Here is a 17,105-nt window from a genome sequence, read left to right as displayed (position 1 = left end):
GGTGCGCGGTCAGCCGCACCTGGCGCAAGGCTGTTTGGCATCCATCCTATGCACCTTTGTTCATAGCTCGTGATTCCCGATAAGCACGCCCAAGCTTAGACCCTAGGATAGGGGCTCACCATTTTGACGGCATGAACACTTTCTCCAGCAGCATCAGCACGGCTTTTTCGCTCATCGCCTCCTTCGATCCCATGCTCGGCAGCATTGTCTTCAGGTCGCTGGCCGTCAGTGCCTGCGCCTGTTTGCTGGCCTGCAGCGCCGGCCTGGTGCTGGGCGCCTGGCTGGGGGTGGCGCGGTTTCGCGGCCGCGACGTGGTGTTGACCCTGCTCAATACCCTGCTGGCCTTGCCCTCGGTGGTGGTGGGGTTGGTGGTCTACCTGCTGCTTTCGCGTTCCGGCCCGCTGGGTTTTCTCGGCTGGCTGTTTTCTTTCAAGGCCATGGTGCTGGCGCAGGCCGTGCTGGTACTGCCCATGGTGACGGCGCTGGTGCGCCAGACGATTGAAGACGCCGACCGCCTGCACGGCGAGCAGTTCCAGTCGCTGGGTGCCGGCCGGGGTATGCGCAGCCTGCTGCTGCTCTGGGATGAGCGTTATACCTTGCTCACCGTGCTGATCGCCGCCTTTGGCCGCGCGATTTCCGAGGTCGGTGCGGTGATGGTGGTGGGCGGCAACATCGATGGTTTCACCCGTGTCATGACCACGGCGATTGCGCTGGAGACCAGCAAGGGTGATTTGCCGCTGGCGCTGGCGCTGGGTGTGTTGTTGCTGGCCGTGGTCTTGTTGCTCAATGTGCTGATTGCACTGGTGCGGCGCTGGCGCGAACGCATCGACGAGGACGTGCCGGCGGGCGCGCTGAAACGGCTGGCGCCGCAACAGCAGGGGAGCCGGCCATGAAGCCGCTTTTTGACATGACGTCGGTCGCCGTGTTTTACGGCAAGGTGCAGGCCCTGAAGTCTTGTGGGCTGCGCATCCATGCCGGCGAACGTGTGGCGCTGGTCGGCTCCAACGGCAGCGGCAAAAGCACCTTGCTGCGCACCTTGCACGGCCTGGTCCGACCCACCCTGGGCCGTCTGCAATTTGATGCGACGGCGCGCCAGGCCATGTTGTTCCAGCACCCCTATATGTTGCGCGCCAGCGCCCAGAGCAATGTGGCGCTCGGGCTGTGGCTGCAAGGCATGCCCTGGAAAGAGGCCAAGACCCATGCCTTGCGGGCGCTGGAGCGTGTCGGCCTGCTGGCGCTGGCGCCGCGCAATGCCAAGGCCTTGTCGGGCGGCCAGCAGCAGCGGCTGGCCCTGGCACGCGCCTGGGCCATGCAGCCCCAGGTCTTGCTGTTGGACGAGCCGACCGCCAGCCTGGACCCCGGCGCCAAACGCGAGGTCGAAGCCTTGATGGCCGAGTTTGCAGACGCCGGCATGACCCTGATTTTCAGCAGCCACAACCTGGGCCAGGTCAAACGCCTGGCCAGCCGTGTGATTTACCTGGAGCACGGCCGCCTGCTGGCGGACTTGCCGGCGCATGATTTTTTCAACGGCCCGCTGCCGCTGGAAGCAGAGATTTTTGTCAAAGGAGAACTTGTATGAACGCCTCACCTCTCGCCTTGCGTGTTTTTAAGGGTTTTAGGGCCGTAGCCCTTATCCCACTTGCGCTGGCAGCTACTGTTTCAATAGCGCAAACCAACACCATCGTGATGGCCTCGACCACCTCGACCGAACAGTCCGGTTTGTTCAGTTCCTTGCTGCCGGCCTTCAAACAGGCCAGCGGCATAGATATCAAGGTGGTGGCGCTGGGCACCGGCCAGGCCATCGACATGGGTCGCCGCGGCGATGCCGACGTGTTGTTTGTGCATGACCAGGTCGCCGAAGAAAAAGTGGTGGCCGAAGGTTTTGCGATCAAACGTTTTCCGGTGATGTACAACGACTTTGTGCTGGTGGGCCCGGCCGCCGATCCGGCAAAAACCAAGGGCAAGGACATTGTTGAAGCGCTGAAAAAACTCAGCGCCAGCAACGCCAGTTTTGTCTCGCGCGGCGACAAAAGCGGCACCCATGCCGCCGAGTTGCGTTACTGGAAAACGGCCGGCGTCGACAACCCGCAGTTTGCCGGCTACAAGGCCTGCGGTTGCGGCATGGGCCCGGCGCTCAACATCGGTTCCTCGTCCAACGCCTATGTGTTGACCGACCGCGGCACCTGGCTCAGCTTCAAGAACCGCGGTGAGCTGGTGGTGCTGGTCGAAGGCGACACCCGCTTGTTCAACCAGTACGGCGTGATGGTGGTCAACCCGGCCAAACACCCGCAGGTCAAGGCCGCCGAAGCGCAGAAGTTTGTCGACTGGGTGATTTCACCCGCCGGCCAGGCCGTGGTGGCGAGTTACAAGATTGGCGGCGAGCAGCTGTTTTTCCCCAACGCCACGCGTTAACAGAGCCTACCTCAATATCCCTAGCGCAAACGGCAGGCTGACAATGCCCAGCAAGGTCGACAAGGTGACCAGGCCCGCCACAAAAGCGCCGTCGTAACCCATGCGGGCCGCCAGCACGTAACAACTGGAGGCGGTCGGCAGGGCTGAAAACGACAGCAGCACCGTGGTTTGCACCGTCGACAGGCCAAAGACCCAGCACAGGCCCAGCGCGATCAGCGGCATGAAGAAGTGGCGAATCGCCAGCAAGGAGACGGCCAGGGTTTTGGCCGCGGCCAGCGAGCGGAATTGCAGGCCGGCGCCCGCCGCCATCAGGCCTAAGGCCAAAGAAGCCGCGCCTATGCGGGTCACCGTGGGCTCCAGCCAGACCGGGATATGAAAGCCCATCAGGTTGGCGCTCAAGCCGAGGGCGGTGGCGATGATCAGCGGATTGCGAACCAGGGCGTGCAAAAAACCGGTCTTGGCGTGCCGCGCCATCGGCCAGACCGCGCCGACATTGAGCAGCGGCACACAGACACCGATCAAAATCGCAATCAGCAACAGGCCTTCGGCGCCGGCCAGACGTTCGGCCAGTGCCAGCGCAATAAAGGAGTTGAAGCGGAAAGCCACTTGTGCGCTGGCCGCATGTTCACGCGCATCAATGTGTTTTCCCAGCCAGGGCAGGTAGGGGAGGGCATAGGCCAGGCCAATGCCCAGCAGACACATGCTCAGTCCGGCGGCGATCAGGCTGGAGGCCGCGCCCAGATCCAGCGGACTTCTGACGATGGACTGGAACAGCAGGACCGGGAACAGAAAGTAATAAACCAGGCTTTCCACCTGCTGCCAGACGTTGCGGTTCAACGCGGTGTAACGGCAGACCAGGTAGCCACACAGGATGAGGGAGAAGTCGGGGAAGAGGAGTTGGGCGTAATTCACCCACTGAGAATAACCGCAAATTTTCAGGCAAATCGGGGTTTGCCCTTATGCGTAATCCACAAGAAGCGGACACATGGCTTGCGCTTAGGATAGGCGCTGTAATCTTTTCAAGGAAATCCGTCATGCAACGTCGTTATCTGCTTACCCTTTCTGCGCTGACGCTGGCAACTGCCGCCGCAGGGTCCGCATTCGCCCAGGCTTATCCCAACAAGGTCATCAAACTGCAAGTGCCTTTCGCGCCAGGCGGCACCACCGACATCGTCGGTCGTGTGATTGCCGAGCCCTTGGGCAAGGCGCTGGGCCAGAGCGTGATCATTGAAAACAAGGCCGGCGGCGGCGGCGTGGTGGGGGCCACCGAAACGGCGCGCGCCATCCCCGATGGTTATACGCTGGGTGTCGCGACCGTGTCGACCACGGCGGCCAATCCGGCCATCAACCCCAAAATTCCGTACAACCCGCTGACGGACTTCACGCCCATCATCAACATTGCGGCCACACCCAACATCATTGCGGTGCACCCCAGTTTTCCAGCGCGCAACTACAAGGAGTTTGTTGCCGAGCTCAAGAAAAACCCGGGCAAATATTCGTACTCCTCGTCGGGCACGGGTGGCATCGGCCACCTGCAGATGGAGTTGTATAAAAACCTGAGCGGCACGTTTATAACGCACATTCCCTACCGCGGTGCCGGCCCGGCTCTGAACGACACGGTGGCAGGCCAGGTGCCCATGATTTTTGACAACCTGCCTTCTGCTTTACCTTTCATCCAGCAAAAGCGCCTGATTCCCATCGTCGTCGCCGCACCGCAGCGCCTGGCAGCGCTGCCTGATGTGCCGACCTTCAAGGAGCTGGGCCTGGAGCCTGTGAATCGCATGGCTTATTACGGCATCGTCGGCCCCAAAGGCTTGCCGAAAGAGGTGGTCGACAAGGTCAGTGCCGGCACCTTGAAGGCACTGCAAGACCCGGCGGTGCGCAAACGCATCGAAGACACCGGTTCCCTGATCGTCGGCAACACGCCGGAGCAGTTCGCGGCGCAGATCAAGGCCGAATACGAGGTTTATAAAAAGGTGGTCACCACCGCCGGGCTCAAGCTCGATTAAGTTTGCCGGCTGCGGAGTCCGCAGCCAGGCCCCCCATACCCTGCAGGCAGTGCGCCTGGCAGGGTATTTTTTTGCGTGTCTGTTTTTCATTTTGTTATCGTTCCGGTATGAATTCCCAGAGCCAGTCCAGCATGGACGCCTTTATCGATGCCTTGTGGCTGGAAGACGGTCTGTCCAAAAACACGCTGGAGGCCTACCGGCGCGACCTGTCGCTGTACGCCGTCTGGCTGGGCGCCGCTGAGCAGGGCGCCCGGGCGCTGGATGCCACGCTGGAGAGCGATATCCAGGCTTATTTCTCGGCGCGCCACACCACAACCAAGGCCACGACGGCCAACCGCCGGCTGACCGTGTTCAAGCGTTATTTCCATTGGGCTTTGCGTGAACGTCTGATCACGGTTGACCCCACGCTCAAGCTGCAGTCGGCGCGCCAAGCCTTGCGTGTGCCCAAACTTTTGTCGGAAGCGCAGGTCGAATCGCTGCTGAACGCACCCAGCGAAGACACGGCGCTGGGCTTGCGTGACCGCGCGATGCTGGAGTTGATGTACGCCAGCGGCCTGCGTGTCAGTGAGCTGGTCGGGCTCAAGACCTTTCACACCAGCATGAATGACGGTGTGCTGCGGGTCATGGGCAAGGGCAGCAAGGAGCGCCTGGTGCCTTTCGGCCAAGTCGCCAGGGAGGCGATTGTGCGTTACCTCGCCGAGGCCAGACCCGAAATACTGGGCGGACAGCAGACCGACGATTTGTTCGTCACCGCGCGCGGCAGCGGCATGAGCCGGGTGATGTTCTGGATGCTGGTCAAGAAATACGCGCTGCGGGCGGGCATTCACTCGCCGCTGTCACCACATACCTTGCGCCACGCTTTTGCCACCCATTTGTTAAACCACGGCGCCGACCTGCGTGCGGTGCAGATGTTGCTGGGCCATGCCGATATTTCCACGACCACCATTTACACCCATGTGGCTAGAGAGCGCCTGAAAAACCTGCATGCGGCGCATCATCCTCGCGGATGATGTGTGCCCCATGGTCGCTCACTGCGTGTAGCTCCCTGCCCCCTAGGGGGCCGCTGCGCCTGCGGCCCGGCGAAGCCGGTTCCGCGGCCCTTGCTGGTATCGGCGCCGCCAAGTCTGCTTAACCCCGTCGACGGGACTGGTGCTTGCCCAACGCAGGGCAAAATAGCACCAACTTTTATTCTTGGAAAATTTGCATGTCACGTCTGACCCCGCGCCGCAGCCTGCTCGCCTTGCCTTTGCTGGCCTTGTGCGCTGCCGCCCTGCCTGTTGCCGCCACCGCCCAGGCCTGGCCGGCACGCCCCATCCGCATCGTGGTGGCCTATCCGCCGGGCGGCATCAGCGACAACGTCGCGCGGGCGCTGGCCGACAAGCTGACGCTGCAACTGGCCACGCCGGTGATCATCGAAAACCGTGCCGGTGCCGGCGGCAGCATTGGCATGGACATGGTGGCCAAGGCGGCACCCGACGGCTACACGATTGGTTTTTCATCGATCAGCCCGCTGGCGCTGAACCCGCACCTGGGCAAGCTGCCTTTTGACCCGGTCAAGGACATTGCCCCGGTGGCCAGCGTGATGTATTCGCCGGTGGTGCTGCTTGCCACCTCCACCTTTGCCGGCAAGGACTTCAAGGACATGCTGACCGCCTCGAAAGCCAAACCCGGCAGCGTGCGCTGGTCCACCTCGGGGCTGGCCACGGTCGGCCACATCGTGCTGGAGCAGGTTCAGCACAGCGCAAAAATAGAGATCACCCACATCCCCTACAAGGGCGGCGGCCAGCAACTCACCGATGCGCTGAGCGGGCAGTTTGAAGTGATCACCACCAACCTCAGCGGGGCGGTGATGCCACACATCCAGTCGGGCAAGCTGCGCCCGCTGGCCGTGGGGGCGCCGGCGCGGGTGGATGCCTTGCCGCAGGTGCCGACCTTTGCCGAACTTGGTTTTGCGCCGGCCAACCTGAGCTCCCTGTTCGGGATGTTTGCCCCGGCCAAAACACCCGAAGCGGTGTTGCAACGCCTCAACACCGAGATCAACCTGGCCTTGCAGACGCCCGAGCTGCGCAAGCGCCTGCTGAGTGCCGACAACGTGCCGGCGATCGGCAGTGCCGCAGAGTTTGCCCGCCAGATCGCGCAGGAGTCCGCGAGCAACGCCCGCATCATCAAGGCGGCGCAGATCAAGGCCGACTGACGCCTGGCGAACGGATCATCGATACATAACAAAACACGGAGACAACTTGTGAAAAAAATCATCGCCGCCTTCACCTTGCTGGGCCTGGCCAGCCTGACCCTGGCGCAGACACCATCAAAAGCGCCCTGGCCCACGGCCAAACCGATACGCCTGATCGTGGGTTACCCGCCAGGCGGCGGCATTGACTTTGCGGCGCGCACGGTGCAGGTGGCGCTGCAGGAGGCGCTGAAACAGCAGATTGTGGTGGACTACAAACCCGGTGCCGGCGGCATGCTGGCAGCCGGGGAACTGACACGTGCCGTACCCGACGGCTACACCATCCTGCTGGCCAACACCGGGCCGTTTGCGATTGCGCCCTATCTTCAGCAAAAGATGCCTTACGACCCGGTGCGGCAGTTCACCTACATCGGGCAGATCAGCCAGGGCAGTTATATCGCGGTCACACAAATGGATCACCCGGCGAAAGACCTCAAGGAATTTGTGGCCTGGGCACGTGCCAATCCCGGCAAGGTGAATTTCGCCTCGGGCGGCGCCGGCACCTCCACGCATCTGAACGGCGAGCTGATGAACCAGGCCACAGGTTTGAACATGACCCATGTGCCCTACAAAGGCAGTGCGCCTGCGGTGCAGGACCTGATAGGCGGGCAGACCCAGTTGCTGATTGACGCCGGCAGCGTGTTGCTGCCGCAACTCAAGGGCAGCAAACTCAAGGCGCTGGCGGTGACGGGTGCCAGGCGTGACCCGGCCGCGCCGGATGTGCCTTCGGTCCGTGAACTCGGCCTGAGCGGCATGGAGTCTGTGGGTTTTCAGGGCCTGGTCGGTCCGGCCGGCATGCCCAAGGACATCGTGGACACACTCGCGGCGGAACTGGCCAAGGTCCTGGCCCAGCCGGAGATCAAGGCCAAGTTTGCGGCGGTGGGTGCCGAGGTGCACAGCAGCGGCCCGGCGGAGTTTGCCGCTTTTGTCAAAGGCGACAATGAGAAGTGGTCCAAACTGATACGCGAGCGCAAGCTTCAGCTGGATTGAGGCCTGACCGCGCTCAGCGGTACATATTCAGCGGTACATGTAGTCGCGCCGGAACGGGTAGCGGGCCTGCGCGCCCTTGATGGCTTCGTCCTTGACCTCGCCGGAAGGCCGGGTTGCCAGCATCTGGTGCAGCCCCAGCCAGCCCTGCTCGAAACTCATGGCGCTGCCGGCCAGGTAGAGCCGGTAGGCGCGCAGGGTTTTTTCGGCCCGCGCCTCGCCGGCCGTGGCGCTCAGCACTTGTTGCGCCTCGCCGAGTTTGGCCTCCAGCGTATCCGACCAGTCCCACAAGGTGCGTGCATAGTGCGGCCGCAGGTTTTCGGTGTCCACCATTTCCAGCCCGGAGCGGGCCAGGTGGGTCAGGACATCGCTGACATGCAGCAATTCGCCGCCCGGAAAAATGTATTTTTCGATGAAATCGCCCATGCCGGCGCCTAATTGCATGTTGTCCAGCCCGCCGGCCGTGATGCCGTGGTTCAGGACCAGCCCGCCAGGCGCCAGCAAGCGATGGATCTTGCTGAAATACCCCGTCATGTTGGCGCGGCCCACATGTTCGAACATGCCGACCGAGGAAATTTTGTCGAAAGGCCGGCTCTCGTCCTGCTCTCGGTAGTCGCGCAGCTCGATACGAACGCGGTTTTGCAGCCCTTTTTCCTTGATCAGGCGCTGCACATGGGCATGCTGGTTTTTCGACAAGGTGATACCGGTGGCATCCACGCCGTAATGTTCGGCCGCCCACAGCAGCAAGCCGCCCCAGCCCGCGCCGATGTCCAGAAAACGTTCACCGGGCTGCAGCATCAGCTTGCGGCAGATGTGGTCCAGCTTGGCTTCCTGCGCCTGGGCCAGCGTCATGTCGCTGCTGCGGTAATAGGCGCATGAATACACCCGGCGCGGGTCCAGCCAGAGCGCATAAAAATCGTCCGAGACGTCGTAGTGAAACTGGATTTGCTGGGCGTCTTTTTCGGGCGAATCGGGCCGTAAGGAGCGAATCTGGCGCAGCAGGTGGGACCAGCCGCTGGCGCTGGTGGCCACCGGGTTGTCCGGCAGCAGGCCGGCCGCCACGGCCATCACATCACGCATGCGGCCTTCCAGCTTGAGCTGGCCTTCGACAAAATCCTCGGCCAGTGCGCCAATTTGCCCGGCCTTCAGGCGGGCCAGGCTGGACCAGTGCGAAAACGACATTTTGACCGGCGCACCGGGCGGGCCCAGCACCTGGCCCTCCGGCAATTGAACGGCAACCGGCGCCGGCAAGCGCACGATTTGGGACTCAATGAGAGGAACGAGATGCCGGATCATGTGCACACTCCTGTTCGACGTTTCAGTCTGGACCGATGAGGACAGTTTAAGTGTTCAGCCGCCATTTGTCCGGCGAGCTCTTTTCGCCGGCCACCCTTCAGCCTAGCGCCGCGCGGGTGCCTGGGTTGTGCGGCAAATCTGACAATCCGTGTCAGACAGCCCAAGTTTTTCGATGGGCTGCGGGCGGTTTAAAGCGCCAGTTGGGCCAGTTCGGCCTCGTCAAAACCAGCGGCGCGCCGGGCCGGCAGGTTGAACGGGCCTTTGAGTTTGGGCGCCTGGTAGGTGATGGCCAGCGCGGCATAGGTGTTGATCACGTCCAGCCCACGTTGCTCGCACAGGTAACGGTACCAGTGGTTGCCGATGGCGACATGGCCGATTTCGTCGCGCAGGATGATGTCCAGAATCTCGCCGCCGCGCCGGTCGCCGACCGAAATCAGCTTGTTGCGAATGGCCGGCGAGGCGTCCAGGCCGCGCGCCTCCAGCGTGCGCGGCACCAGGGCCAGCCGGGCCAACAGGTCGCCCTTGGTTTTTTCGGCCATTTCCCACAGGCCGTTGTGGGCCGGGAAGTCGCCATAAGCAAACCCCATGTCCGTCAGGTGGGCGTTGAGCAACTGGAAATGCAGCGCCTCTTCCCTGGCCACGCGGGCCCAGTCGCGGTAAAAACGCGCCGGCATGCCCTCAAAGCGCCACAACACGTCCAGCGCCAGGTCGATGGCGTTGGACTCGATATGCGCCAGCGCGTGGATCAAGGCCGCGCGGCCTTCCAGCGTGCCGACGGCGCGGTTTTTCATCTGCGCGGGCGGCAGCAACACCGGTCGCTCGGGCCGGCCCGGGATACCAGGCACGGCGGCCATGGCCAGGTCGGCGCCCAGGTCTGCTGCTTGCGTGTCCAGCGCGCGAGCCGCCAGCGCCTTGTGTGCCGGATCGCAGATCACGATGATGTCCTGGGCGAGTTGTCGGAGAGAAGTCGTCATGGGGTGATTTTCCGCTACCCGGGGCTGGCCAAGTGGGTGGGATTTGTGTTGCTGTAAAAATAATAGCAATCTGCGACCTCAACATAAGGGTGGCAGGCTGTTTTTCCTTAAGAAAAACCTAATTCCCGGTGCCGGCACAGGTCGCCCCGGCCGTCCGCAACCGGCGGGAAGGGCGCTCTTTACAATGGGGTGTATCAAGAGACAACAAAGGAAACACACGATGGCGGTTTACCAATTGGACGATCTGGCTCCCAAAATGCACGAATCCGCGTGGGTCGCCGACAGCGCCCAGGTCATTGGCGATGTCGAGCTGGCGGCCGATGTCAGCGTCTGGTTTGGCACGGTGATACGCGGCGACACGGAAACCATCACCATAGGCCGCGGTTCCAACATCCAGGACGCCAGCGTCTTGCATGCCGATTTGGGCGTGCCCCTGACGATTGGTGAAAACGTGTCCATCGGCCACCAAGTCATGTTGCATGGCTGCACCATTGGCGACGGCTCCCTGATCGGCATAGGCGCGGTGGTGCTGAACAACGCAAAAATTGGCAAAAACTGCCTGGTGGGTGCGGGTTCGCTGGTGACCGAAGGCAAGGAGTTTCCCGATGGCTCCATGATCCTCGGCAGCCCGGCCAAAGCCGTGCGGCAGTTGTCGCCCGAGCAGATCGCGGGTTTAAAAATGATCGCGCAGCACTATATAGACAATGCCCGGCGCTACCAGTCCGGGCTGAAAAAGATTGATTGAACAGTATTGAGACCATGACCCCATCCAAGCAAACCACACACCAGCCCGCCAGGGCCGCGGGAACCGGCTTCGCCGGGCCGCAGGCGCAGCGCCCCCTCGGGGGACAGCGCATTACGCGAAGCGAAAAGCGTGGGGGCCTATGTCTGAACTCCATAAATTTATCTTTGACGGCCTGCCGGTGCGCGGCATGCTGGTGCGCCTGACCGATGCCTGGCAGGAAATCCTCAAGCGCCGCGAGGCCGGTGGCGGTTACCCGCCCGAGGTCCTGCAGCTGCTGGGCGAAATGACGGCCGCCGGCGCGCTGATGCAAAGCAACATCAAGTTCAACGGTGCGCTGGTGCTGCAGATTTTTGGTGATGGCCCGGTCAAACTCGCGGTGGCGGAAGTGCAGCCCGACCTGAGCCTGCGCGCCACCGCCACACTGACCGGCGATGTGCAGCCGGGTGACAGCCTGAGCCACCTGGTCAATGTCAACAACCAGGGGCGTTGCGCGATCACGCTGGACCCGAAAGACAAGTTTCCGGGCCAGCAGCCCTACCAGGGCGTGGTGCCGCTGTTTGGCGACAAGCACGAAAAGCTTGAAAAACTCAGCGAGGTACTGGAGCACTACATGCTGCAAAGCGAACAGCTGGATACCAAGCTGATTCTGGCGGCCGACGGCGAAGTGGCGGCCGGTCTGCTGATCCAGCGCCTGCCGGTGAAGGGGCAGGGCAACCTGGAAGGCCAGATTGACCGCGATGCCAACGAGGACCAGATTGGTGTCAATGAAGATTACCAGCGTATCGCCATGCTGGCCGGCACGCTGAAACGCGAAGAGTTGCTCACGCTGGACGCCGACACGATTTTGCGCCGCCTGTTCTGGGAAGAGCCGATCACACGCTTTGAGGTCCTGACGCCGAGTTTTGCCTGCAGCTGTTCACGTGAACGCGTGGGCAATATGTTGCACAGCCTGGGCACGGCAGAGATTGAAAGCATCATTGAAGAGAGCGGCCAGGTGGCGGTGGCCTGCGAATTCTGCGGTGCGCAATACGCGTTCGACCCGGTGGATGCGGCGCATATCTTTGTCGAGCAAAGCAAGCAGCCGCCTGTGAGCCCCACGGTCCAGTAAGTCCGGTGCGTCCGTGCCGAGTCAGGTGGCGGCGAGGTTAGCGGGTTTTGCCCATTTTCGACGTGAACAGGTGGCGTTCGCAGTCCGGGTCGCTGCATTTGTCGCAAGACCAGGTCCAGGGCTGATTTTTTAAGGAAATCAGGCCTGTAGCCCCCGTGTATCCTGCGCTGATAGCTATTGAATTCATAGCGATCAGCGCATTGGCCAGGCGCTCTTCGCCTTGGCCGTAGACCACCTGGTAGCTCACACCGGCGCGTGTGAGGGCGGCGCGCACCAGCGCATCCACCGGCTCGCGCACCTGCGGGCCCACACGCTGCAGACCGTCGGCCACCCAGGGCAGGTCCAGCCCGGTCACCAGGGTCAGGTCGTAGCTGCGCTGGCGCTGCAAGGCAAAGTTGTACAAGGCGCTGTCGTCGAACAACATGGCGCTGTAGATGGCGACCATCAGGGCCGTGGTGTCGGCGATCACCCAGTTGGCCTGGGCGGCCGCGGCATCGACACGGCGCTCCTGTTCCTGCGCGATCGGCATTTGTTCGTCTGGCCGCGGCGTGCGGCCTTCGCGTTCGCACCATTCGCGCAGCACCTCAGTCACCACCAGCACCGACTGATGTTGCCCGCTCAGATGCGCGGCCAGATCACGCGCGAGCCGGGTTTTACCGGTGCTTTCGGCGCCTAGCAGGGCAATTTTCATGGGGAGGTCTACACGCGCCGGGCCCGCTTGTGCAGCGACGTTTCGACGCGGTTTTATTTGGAAATCTGGACGAAAATTTCATTGGGCTTGACCATGCCCAACTCCTGGCGCGCTTTTTTCTTCCACCATGTCCAGGCCTTCCTTGAGGTCTTTGACCTCGGCGGCCAGGCGTTCGTTGTCGGCTTGCGCCTGCGCGTTGTGGACGGTTTTTTCGTTCAGCTTGCGCTGCATCTCGTTGACACTCGGGATGCTGCCCCGGCCCACCCAGAGCTGCGCGTGCACGATGGCCAGCAGCGCGATCAGTAGGGCGGGGACGATGCGGTTTCCCACAGGCGCAGTGTCCGCGGTTTAACGAAGGTTGTAGAAAGCGTCGCGGCCGGGGTAGGTCGCGATGTCACCCAGGTCTTCTTCGATACGCAGCAACTGGTTGTACTTGGCCATGCGGTCGGAGCGGCTGAGCGAACCGGTTTTGATCTGGCCGGCGTTGGTGCCGACGGCGATGTCGGAAATTGTCGAATCTTCGGTTTCGCCGGAACGGTGTGAAATCACCGCGGTGTAACCCGCGCGTTTCGCCATTTCAATGGCGGCAAAGGTTTCCGTCAGGGTGCCGATCTGGTTGATCTTGATCAGGATGGAATTGGCAATGTTTTTGTCAATGCCTTCCTTGAGGATCTTGGTGTTGGTGACAAACAGGTCGTCGCCGACCAGCTGTACCTTTTTGCCCAGGCGTTCGGTCAGGATTTTCCAGCCATCCCAGTCGCCTTCGTGCATGCCGTCTTCGATGCTGATGATGGGGTACTTGTCACACCAGGTGGCCAGCATGTCGGTCCATTGCTGGGCCGAGAGGCGCAGGCCGCCTTCGCCTTCCAGCACGTATTGGCCGTCCTTGTAGAACTCGCTGGCGGCGCAGTCCAGGGCCAGGGCGATCTGCTCGCCGGCGGTGTAACCGGCCTTGTCGATGGCTTCCAGGATCAGCTGAATCGCGGCTTCGTGGTTCTCGACGCTGGGCGCAAAGCCGCCTTCGTCGCCCACGGCGGTGCTGATGCCTTTGTCGTGAAGAATTTTCTTCAGGGCGTGGAAGACCTCGGCACCCCAGCGCAGGGCTTCGCGAAAGCTGGGCGCGCCCACGGGCACGATCATGAGTTCTTGCAGGTCCAGGCTGTTGTTGGCGTGGGCGCCGCCGTTGATCACGTTCATCATGGGCACGGGCATCTGCATCGCGCCCATGCCGCCGAAGTAGCGGTACAGCGGCAGGCCGGCTTCTTCAGCGGCGGCGCGCGCCACGGCCATGCTGACGGCCAGCATGGCGTTGGCGCCCAGGCGTGATTTGTTCTCGGTGCCGTCGAGGTCGATCAGCGTGCGGTCCAGAAAAGCCTGTTCGCTGGCGTCCAGGCCCAACACGGCTTCGGAGATTTCGGTATTGATGTGTTCGACGGCCTTGAGCACGCCTTTGCCCAGGTAACGGGCCTGGTCGCCGTCGCGTAGCTCGATGGCTTCGCGTGAACCGGTGGAGGCGCCCGAAGGCACGGCCGCGCGGCCCATGACGCCGGACTCCAGCAAGACGTCGCATTCGACGGTGGGGTTGCCACGGCTGTCCAGGATTTCGCGGCCGACGATATCAACAATTGCGCTCATTTAGGCTCTTTCAAATCAAAAAACAAAAATCAAACAAGAGGGTTAAACACCTTCGACGATGACCATGCGCATGATGGCTGCGCCCTGACGCGCCGCACGGGCTTTGCCGTATTCGGGGGAGGCATCAAAGGCCTTGGCCGCTTCGACGCTGGCGAACTTCAGCAGCACCAGGCGGTCTGGTGTCCAGTCGCCTTCCAGAACTTCAACTTTGCCGCCGCGCACGCAGACTTCCGCGCCGTGGGCCTGCATCGCCGCAGACGACCACTTTTTGTACTCTTCGTATTGTTCGGGGTTGGTGACGGCAACGTTGGCAAGGATGTAGGCACTGGTCATGGGGTCAGGCTTCGAAGTTGTTTTCAAGGTAACCGTTTTTCTTGGTCACGCGGTCCAGCGCCAACAGGGTTTCCAGCAGCGCCTTCATGTGTTTGAGCGGCACGGCGTTGGGGCCGTCGCTCATGGCTTTGGCCGGATCGGGGTGGGTTTCCATGAACAGGCCGGCCACACCGACGGCCACGGCCGCACGAGCCAGCACCGGCACCATTTCACGCTGGCCGCCACTGCTGGTGCCCTGGCCGCCCGGCAACTGCACCGAATGGGTGGCATCAAAAACGACAGGGGCTGCTGTTTCGCGCATGATGGCCAGGCTGCGCATGTCGCTCACCAGGTTGTTGTAGCCAAAACTGGCGCCGCGTTCGCAGGCCATGAAGTTGTCTTCGTTCAGACCTTTTTCGCGCGCGGCGGCTCTGGCCTTGTCGATGACGTTTTTCATGTCATGGGGCGCGAGGAACTGGCCCTTCTTGATGTTCACCGGCTTGCCCGACTGGGCCACGGCGCGGATAAAGTCGGTCTGCCGACACAGGAAGGCGGGCGTCTGCAACACGTCAACCACGCTGCAGACCTGAGCGATCTGCGATTCGTCGTGGATGTCGGTGAGTACAGGCAGGCCCAGTTCGCGTTTGACCTTGGCCAGAATCTCCATGCCCTTGTCCAGGCCCGGGCCGCGAAATGTGCTGCCCGAGGACCGGTTGGCCTTGTCAAAGCTGCTCTTGAAGATGAAGGGGATGCCCAGCGCAGACGTGATTTCCTTCAGCGTGCCGGCGGTGTCCATTTGCAATTGTTCGGACTCGATCACACAGGGTCCGGCAATCAGGAAGAAGGGCTGGTTCAGCCCGATATCGAATCCGCAAAGTTTCATAAGACCTTCTTCTGGCTGGTCAGGGAGGAGGCCGCGCCGCCTGCAGCAGGCATGGCGGCGAGGCGGCGGGCGAGGGTCATGTCAGGCCACGACTTTCAGGGGCTTGGTTTCCGGCGTGGCCATCAGCGCACGCCGCTTCAGGGCCGCCGCGATGAAGGCATTGAACAGCGGGTGGCCATTCCAGGGCGTGGACTTGAATTCAGGGTGAAATTGCACACCCATGTACCAGGGGTGCACATCCTGGGGCAGCTCCACGATTTCGGTCAGCTGTTCGCGTTGTGTCAGCGCGGAAATCACCAGACCGGCTTTGCGCAGCGAGTCCAGGTAATGCACATTGGCCTCGTAGCGGTGGCGGTGACGTTCTGTCACCACGTCGCCGTAGATCTGGTGCGCCAGGGTGTTGGGTTCCACGTCCGAGCTTTGCGCGCCCAGGCGCATGGTGCCGCCCAGGTCTGAGTTGGCATCACGCACCTGGATCGTGCCGTCGGCGTCTTTCCACTCGTTGATCAGGGCGATCACGGGGTGCGGCGTCTCGGGGGTTGAACTCGGTGCTGTTGGCGTCTTTCAGGCCGGCCACGTGGCGAGCGTATTCGATGGTGGCGACCTGCATGCCCAGGCAGATGCCCAGGTAGGGCACTTTGTGCTCGCGGGCGTAGCGGGCGGTGCAAATTTTGCCTTCGACACCGCGCGATCCAAAGCCGCCTGGCACCAGAATGCCGTCGTACTGGGCCAGGCTGGCCACGTGTTCAGGGGTGATGGTTTCGGAGTCGATGTGGTCGATCTTCACGCGCACATGGTTGCGCATGCCGGCGTGGCGCAAGGCCTCGTTGACCGACTTGTAGCTGTCCGACAGGTCCACGTATTTGCCAACCATGGCAATGCGCACTTCGCCTTGCGGGTGCTCGGTCTCATGGACCAGGTCATCCCAGCGCTTGAGGCTGGTGGGTGGTGTGTTCAGGCGCAGCTTGTCGCAGATCAGGCCGTCCAGGCCCTGCTCGTGCAACATGCGCGGCACCTTGTAAATGGTGTCCACGTCCCACATGGAGATCACGCCCCATTCATGGACGTTGGTGAACAGCGATATCTTGTCGCGTTCCTCGTCGGGAATGCGGCGATCGGCACGGCACAGCAAGGCGTCGGGCTGGATACCGATCTCGCGCAGCTTTTGCACCGTGTGCTGGGTCGGCTTGGTTTTGAGCTCGCCGGCGGCCGCAATCCAGGGCACGTAGGTCAGGTGCACAAAGGCCGTGTTGTTGGGTCCCATGCGCAGGCTCAGCTGGCGCACGGCTTCGAGGAAGGGCAGGGACTCGATGTCACCCACGGTGCCGCCGATTTCCACGATGGCGACGTCGACCGCGTCATCGGTGCCTATGCCGGCGCCACGCTTGACGTATTCCTGGATTTCATTGGTCACGTGCGGAATGACCTGCACGGTTTTGCCGAGGTAGTCGCCGCGACGCTCTTTTTCCAGCACCGACTGGTAAATCCGGCCGGTGGTGAAATTATTGGTTTTTTTCATGCGCGTTTCGATGAAACGCTCATAGTGGCCCAAGTCGAGGTCAGTTTCTGCGCCGTCGTCGGTCACAAACACTTCACCGTGCTGGAAAGGCGACATCGTGCCGGGATCGACGTTGATGTACGGATCAAGCTTGATGAGGGTGACTTTGAGGCCGCGCGATTCGAGTAGCGCAGCCAGGGAGGCTGAGGCGATTCCCTTACCCAGGGAAGACACCACACCGCCGGTGACGAAGACAAATTTGGTCATGTCAGGTACGAACCGCAAGTTCGCATAGGTGGTAAACGGGGATTATACGGGTTGGGCA

16 protein-coding genes and 2 pseudogenes are annotated in these 17,105 nt (G+C 62.0%); 9 read left to right on the top strand and 9 right to left on the bottom strand.

Annotated features, from left to right (window positions below; translation table 11 throughout):
- Positions 1–131 precede the first annotated feature (131 nt).
- Genes ACHMXK_RS16295 through ACHMXK_RS16285 form a run of 3 tightly spaced genes read left to right on the top strand, consistent with a single transcriptional unit; the run spans position 132 to position 2,412 of the window.
- Positions 132–893: an ABC transporter permease gene (locus tag ACHMXK_RS16295; protein WP_397441582.1), complete on the top strand. Its 762-nt coding sequence runs from the start codon at positions 132–134 to the stop codon at positions 891–893.
- Positions 890–1,579, top strand: coding sequence for a phosphate ABC transporter ATP-binding protein (locus ACHMXK_RS16290; RefSeq protein ID WP_397441581.1), 690 nt, complete (start codon positions 890–892; stop codon positions 1,577–1,579). The genes ACHMXK_RS16295 and ACHMXK_RS16290 overlap by 4 nt, the downstream gene beginning before the upstream one ends.
- A complete protein-coding gene (locus ACHMXK_RS16285; RefSeq protein ID WP_397441580.1) occupies positions 1,576–2,412 on the top strand; it encodes a substrate-binding domain-containing protein in 837 nt (278 codons plus the stop codon). The genes ACHMXK_RS16290 and ACHMXK_RS16285 overlap by 4 nt, the downstream gene beginning before the upstream one ends.
- Positions 2,413–2,418: 6 nt before the next feature.
- On the opposite strand, the gene ACHMXK_RS16280 is transcribed toward ACHMXK_RS16285, so the two are convergent.
- Positions 2,419–3,324, bottom strand: coding sequence for an AEC family transporter (locus tag ACHMXK_RS16280; protein WP_397441579.1), 906 nt, complete (start codon positions 3,322–3,324; stop codon positions 2,419–2,421).
- Between the two features lie 122 nt (positions 3,325–3,446).
- Here ACHMXK_RS16280 and ACHMXK_RS16275 point away from each other — a divergent pair, with 122 nt between their 5' ends.
- From ACHMXK_RS16275 to ACHMXK_RS16260, 4 genes are all read left to right on the top strand, one after another.
- Entirely contained in the window at positions 3,447–4,421 is a 975-nt protein-coding gene (locus ACHMXK_RS16275; protein WP_397441578.1) for a tripartite tricarboxylate transporter substrate binding protein BugE, read from the top strand.
- A gap of 107 nt (positions 4,422–4,528) precedes the next feature.
- Entirely contained in the window at positions 4,529–5,431 is a 903-nt protein-coding gene (gene xerD / locus ACHMXK_RS16270) for a site-specific tyrosine recombinase XerD (protein WP_397441577.1), read from the top strand.
- 194 nt (positions 5,432–5,625) lie between these two features.
- A complete protein-coding gene (locus ACHMXK_RS16265) occupies positions 5,626–6,615 on the top strand; it encodes a Bug family tripartite tricarboxylate transporter substrate binding protein (RefSeq protein WP_397441576.1) in 990 nt (329 codons plus the stop codon).
- Between the two features lie 48 nt (positions 6,616–6,663).
- A complete protein-coding gene (locus tag ACHMXK_RS16260; RefSeq protein WP_397441575.1) occupies positions 6,664–7,641 on the top strand; it encodes a Bug family tripartite tricarboxylate transporter substrate binding protein in 978 nt (325 codons plus the stop codon).
- A 27-nt stretch (positions 7,642–7,668) separates the two neighbouring features.
- On the opposite strand, the gene ACHMXK_RS16255 is transcribed toward ACHMXK_RS16260, so the two are convergent.
- Both ACHMXK_RS16255 and ACHMXK_RS16250 read right to left on the bottom strand, forming a co-directional pair.
- Positions 7,669–8,934 (bottom strand): class I SAM-dependent methyltransferase, encoded by a 1,266-nt coding sequence (locus ACHMXK_RS16255; protein WP_397441574.1) that lies wholly within the window; start codon positions 8,932–8,934, stop codon positions 7,669–7,671.
- A 188-nt stretch (positions 8,935–9,122) separates the two neighbouring features.
- Positions 9,123–9,908: a ferritin-like domain-containing protein gene (locus ACHMXK_RS16250; RefSeq protein WP_397441573.1), complete on the bottom strand. Its 786-nt coding sequence runs from the start codon at positions 9,906–9,908 to the stop codon at positions 9,123–9,125.
- A 220-nt stretch (positions 9,909–10,128) separates the two neighbouring features.
- On the opposite strand from ACHMXK_RS16250, the gene ACHMXK_RS16245 reads away from it, so the two are divergent.
- A complete protein-coding gene (locus ACHMXK_RS16245) occupies positions 10,129–10,653 on the top strand; it encodes a gamma carbonic anhydrase family protein (RefSeq protein ID WP_397441572.1) in 525 nt (174 codons plus the stop codon).
- Between the two features lie 139 nt (positions 10,654–10,792).
- Positions 10,793–11,761, top strand: a complete 969-nt coding sequence (locus ACHMXK_RS16240) for an Hsp33 family molecular chaperone HslO (RefSeq protein WP_397441571.1) — start codon at positions 10,793–10,795, stop codon at positions 11,759–11,761.
- 37 nt (positions 11,762–11,798) lie between these two features.
- On the opposite strand, the gene ACHMXK_RS16235 is transcribed toward ACHMXK_RS16240, so the two are convergent.
- The 6 genes and pseudogenes from ACHMXK_RS16235 to ACHMXK_RS16210 form a co-directional block, all read right to left on the bottom strand.
- Entirely contained in the window at positions 11,799–12,452 is a 654-nt protein-coding gene (locus ACHMXK_RS16235; protein ID WP_397441570.1) for an AAA family ATPase, read from the bottom strand.
- A gap of 53 nt (positions 12,453–12,505) precedes the next feature.
- A pseudogene (locus ACHMXK_RS16230) lies at positions 12,506–12,782 on the bottom strand (septum formation initiator family protein).
- Between the two features lie 18 nt (positions 12,783–12,800).
- A complete protein-coding gene (eno, locus tag ACHMXK_RS16225) occupies positions 12,801–14,087 on the bottom strand; it encodes a phosphopyruvate hydratase (protein ID WP_397441569.1) in 1,287 nt (428 codons plus the stop codon).
- A 42-nt stretch (positions 14,088–14,129) separates the two neighbouring features.
- Entirely contained in the window at positions 14,130–14,420 is a 291-nt protein-coding gene (locus tag ACHMXK_RS16220; RefSeq protein ID WP_397441568.1) for a DUF1330 domain-containing protein, read from the bottom strand.
- A gap of 4 nt (positions 14,421–14,424) precedes the next feature.
- The gene (gene kdsA / locus ACHMXK_RS16215; RefSeq protein ID WP_397441567.1) at positions 14,425–15,282 is read right to left on the bottom strand and encodes a 3-deoxy-8-phosphooctulonate synthase; all 858 of its coding nucleotides are present in this window, start codon (positions 15,280–15,282) and stop codon (positions 14,425–14,427) included.
- An 81-nt stretch (positions 15,283–15,363) separates the two neighbouring features.
- Positions 15,364–17,047: pseudogene (locus ACHMXK_RS16210) on the bottom strand (CTP synthase).
- Positions 17,048–17,105: the final 58 nt, after the last annotated feature.

The sequence above is a fragment of the Polaromonas sp. UC242_47 genome (assembly GCF_044452385.1).
GTDB lineage: Bacteria > Pseudomonadota > Gammaproteobacteria > Burkholderiales > Burkholderiaceae_C > Polaromonas.
This window is presented reverse-complemented; position numbering and strand designations above follow the sequence as displayed.

Coding starts and splice junctions, on each gene's coding strand:
- ACHMXK_RS16295 (WP_397441582.1), top strand. CDS start 132: ATGAACACTTTCTCCAGCAGCATCAGCACGGCTTTTTCGCTCATCGCC.
- ACHMXK_RS16290 (WP_397441581.1), top strand. CDS start 890: ATGAAGCCGCTTTTTGACATGACGTCGGTCGCCGTGTTTTACGGCAAG.
- ACHMXK_RS16285 (WP_397441580.1), top strand. CDS start 1,576: ATGAACGCCTCACCTCTCGCCTTGCGTGTTTTTAAGGGTTTTAGGGCC.
- ACHMXK_RS16275 (WP_397441578.1), top strand. CDS start 3,447: ATGCAACGTCGTTATCTGCTTACCCTTTCTGCGCTGACGCTGGCAACT.
- xerD (WP_397441577.1), top strand. CDS start 4,529: ATGAATTCCCAGAGCCAGTCCAGCATGGACGCCTTTATCGATGCCTTG.
- ACHMXK_RS16265 (WP_397441576.1), top strand. CDS start 5,626: ATGTCACGTCTGACCCCGCGCCGCAGCCTGCTCGCCTTGCCTTTGCTG.
- ACHMXK_RS16255 (WP_397441574.1), bottom strand. CDS start 8,934: ATGATCCGGCATCTCGTTCCTCTCATTGAGTCCCAAATCGTGCGCTTG.
- ACHMXK_RS16250 (WP_397441573.1), bottom strand. CDS start 9,908: ATGACGACTTCTCTCCGACAACTCGCCCAGGACATCATCGTGATCTGC.
- ACHMXK_RS16245 (WP_397441572.1), top strand. CDS start 10,129: ATGGCGGTTTACCAATTGGACGATCTGGCTCCCAAAATGCACGAATCC.
- ACHMXK_RS16240 (WP_397441571.1), top strand. CDS start 10,793: ATGTCTGAACTCCATAAATTTATCTTTGACGGCCTGCCGGTGCGCGGC.
- ACHMXK_RS16235 (WP_397441570.1), bottom strand. CDS start 12,452: ATGAAAATTGCCCTGCTAGGCGCCGAAAGCACCGGTAAAACCCGGCTC.
- eno (WP_397441569.1), bottom strand. CDS start 14,087: ATGAGCGCAATTGTTGATATCGTCGGCCGCGAAATCCTGGACAGCCGT.
- ACHMXK_RS16220 (WP_397441568.1), bottom strand. CDS start 14,420: ATGACCAGTGCCTACATCCTTGCCAACGTTGCCGTCACCAACCCCGAA.
- kdsA (WP_397441567.1), bottom strand. CDS start 15,282: ATGAAACTTTGCGGATTCGATATCGGGCTGAACCAGCCCTTCTTCCTG.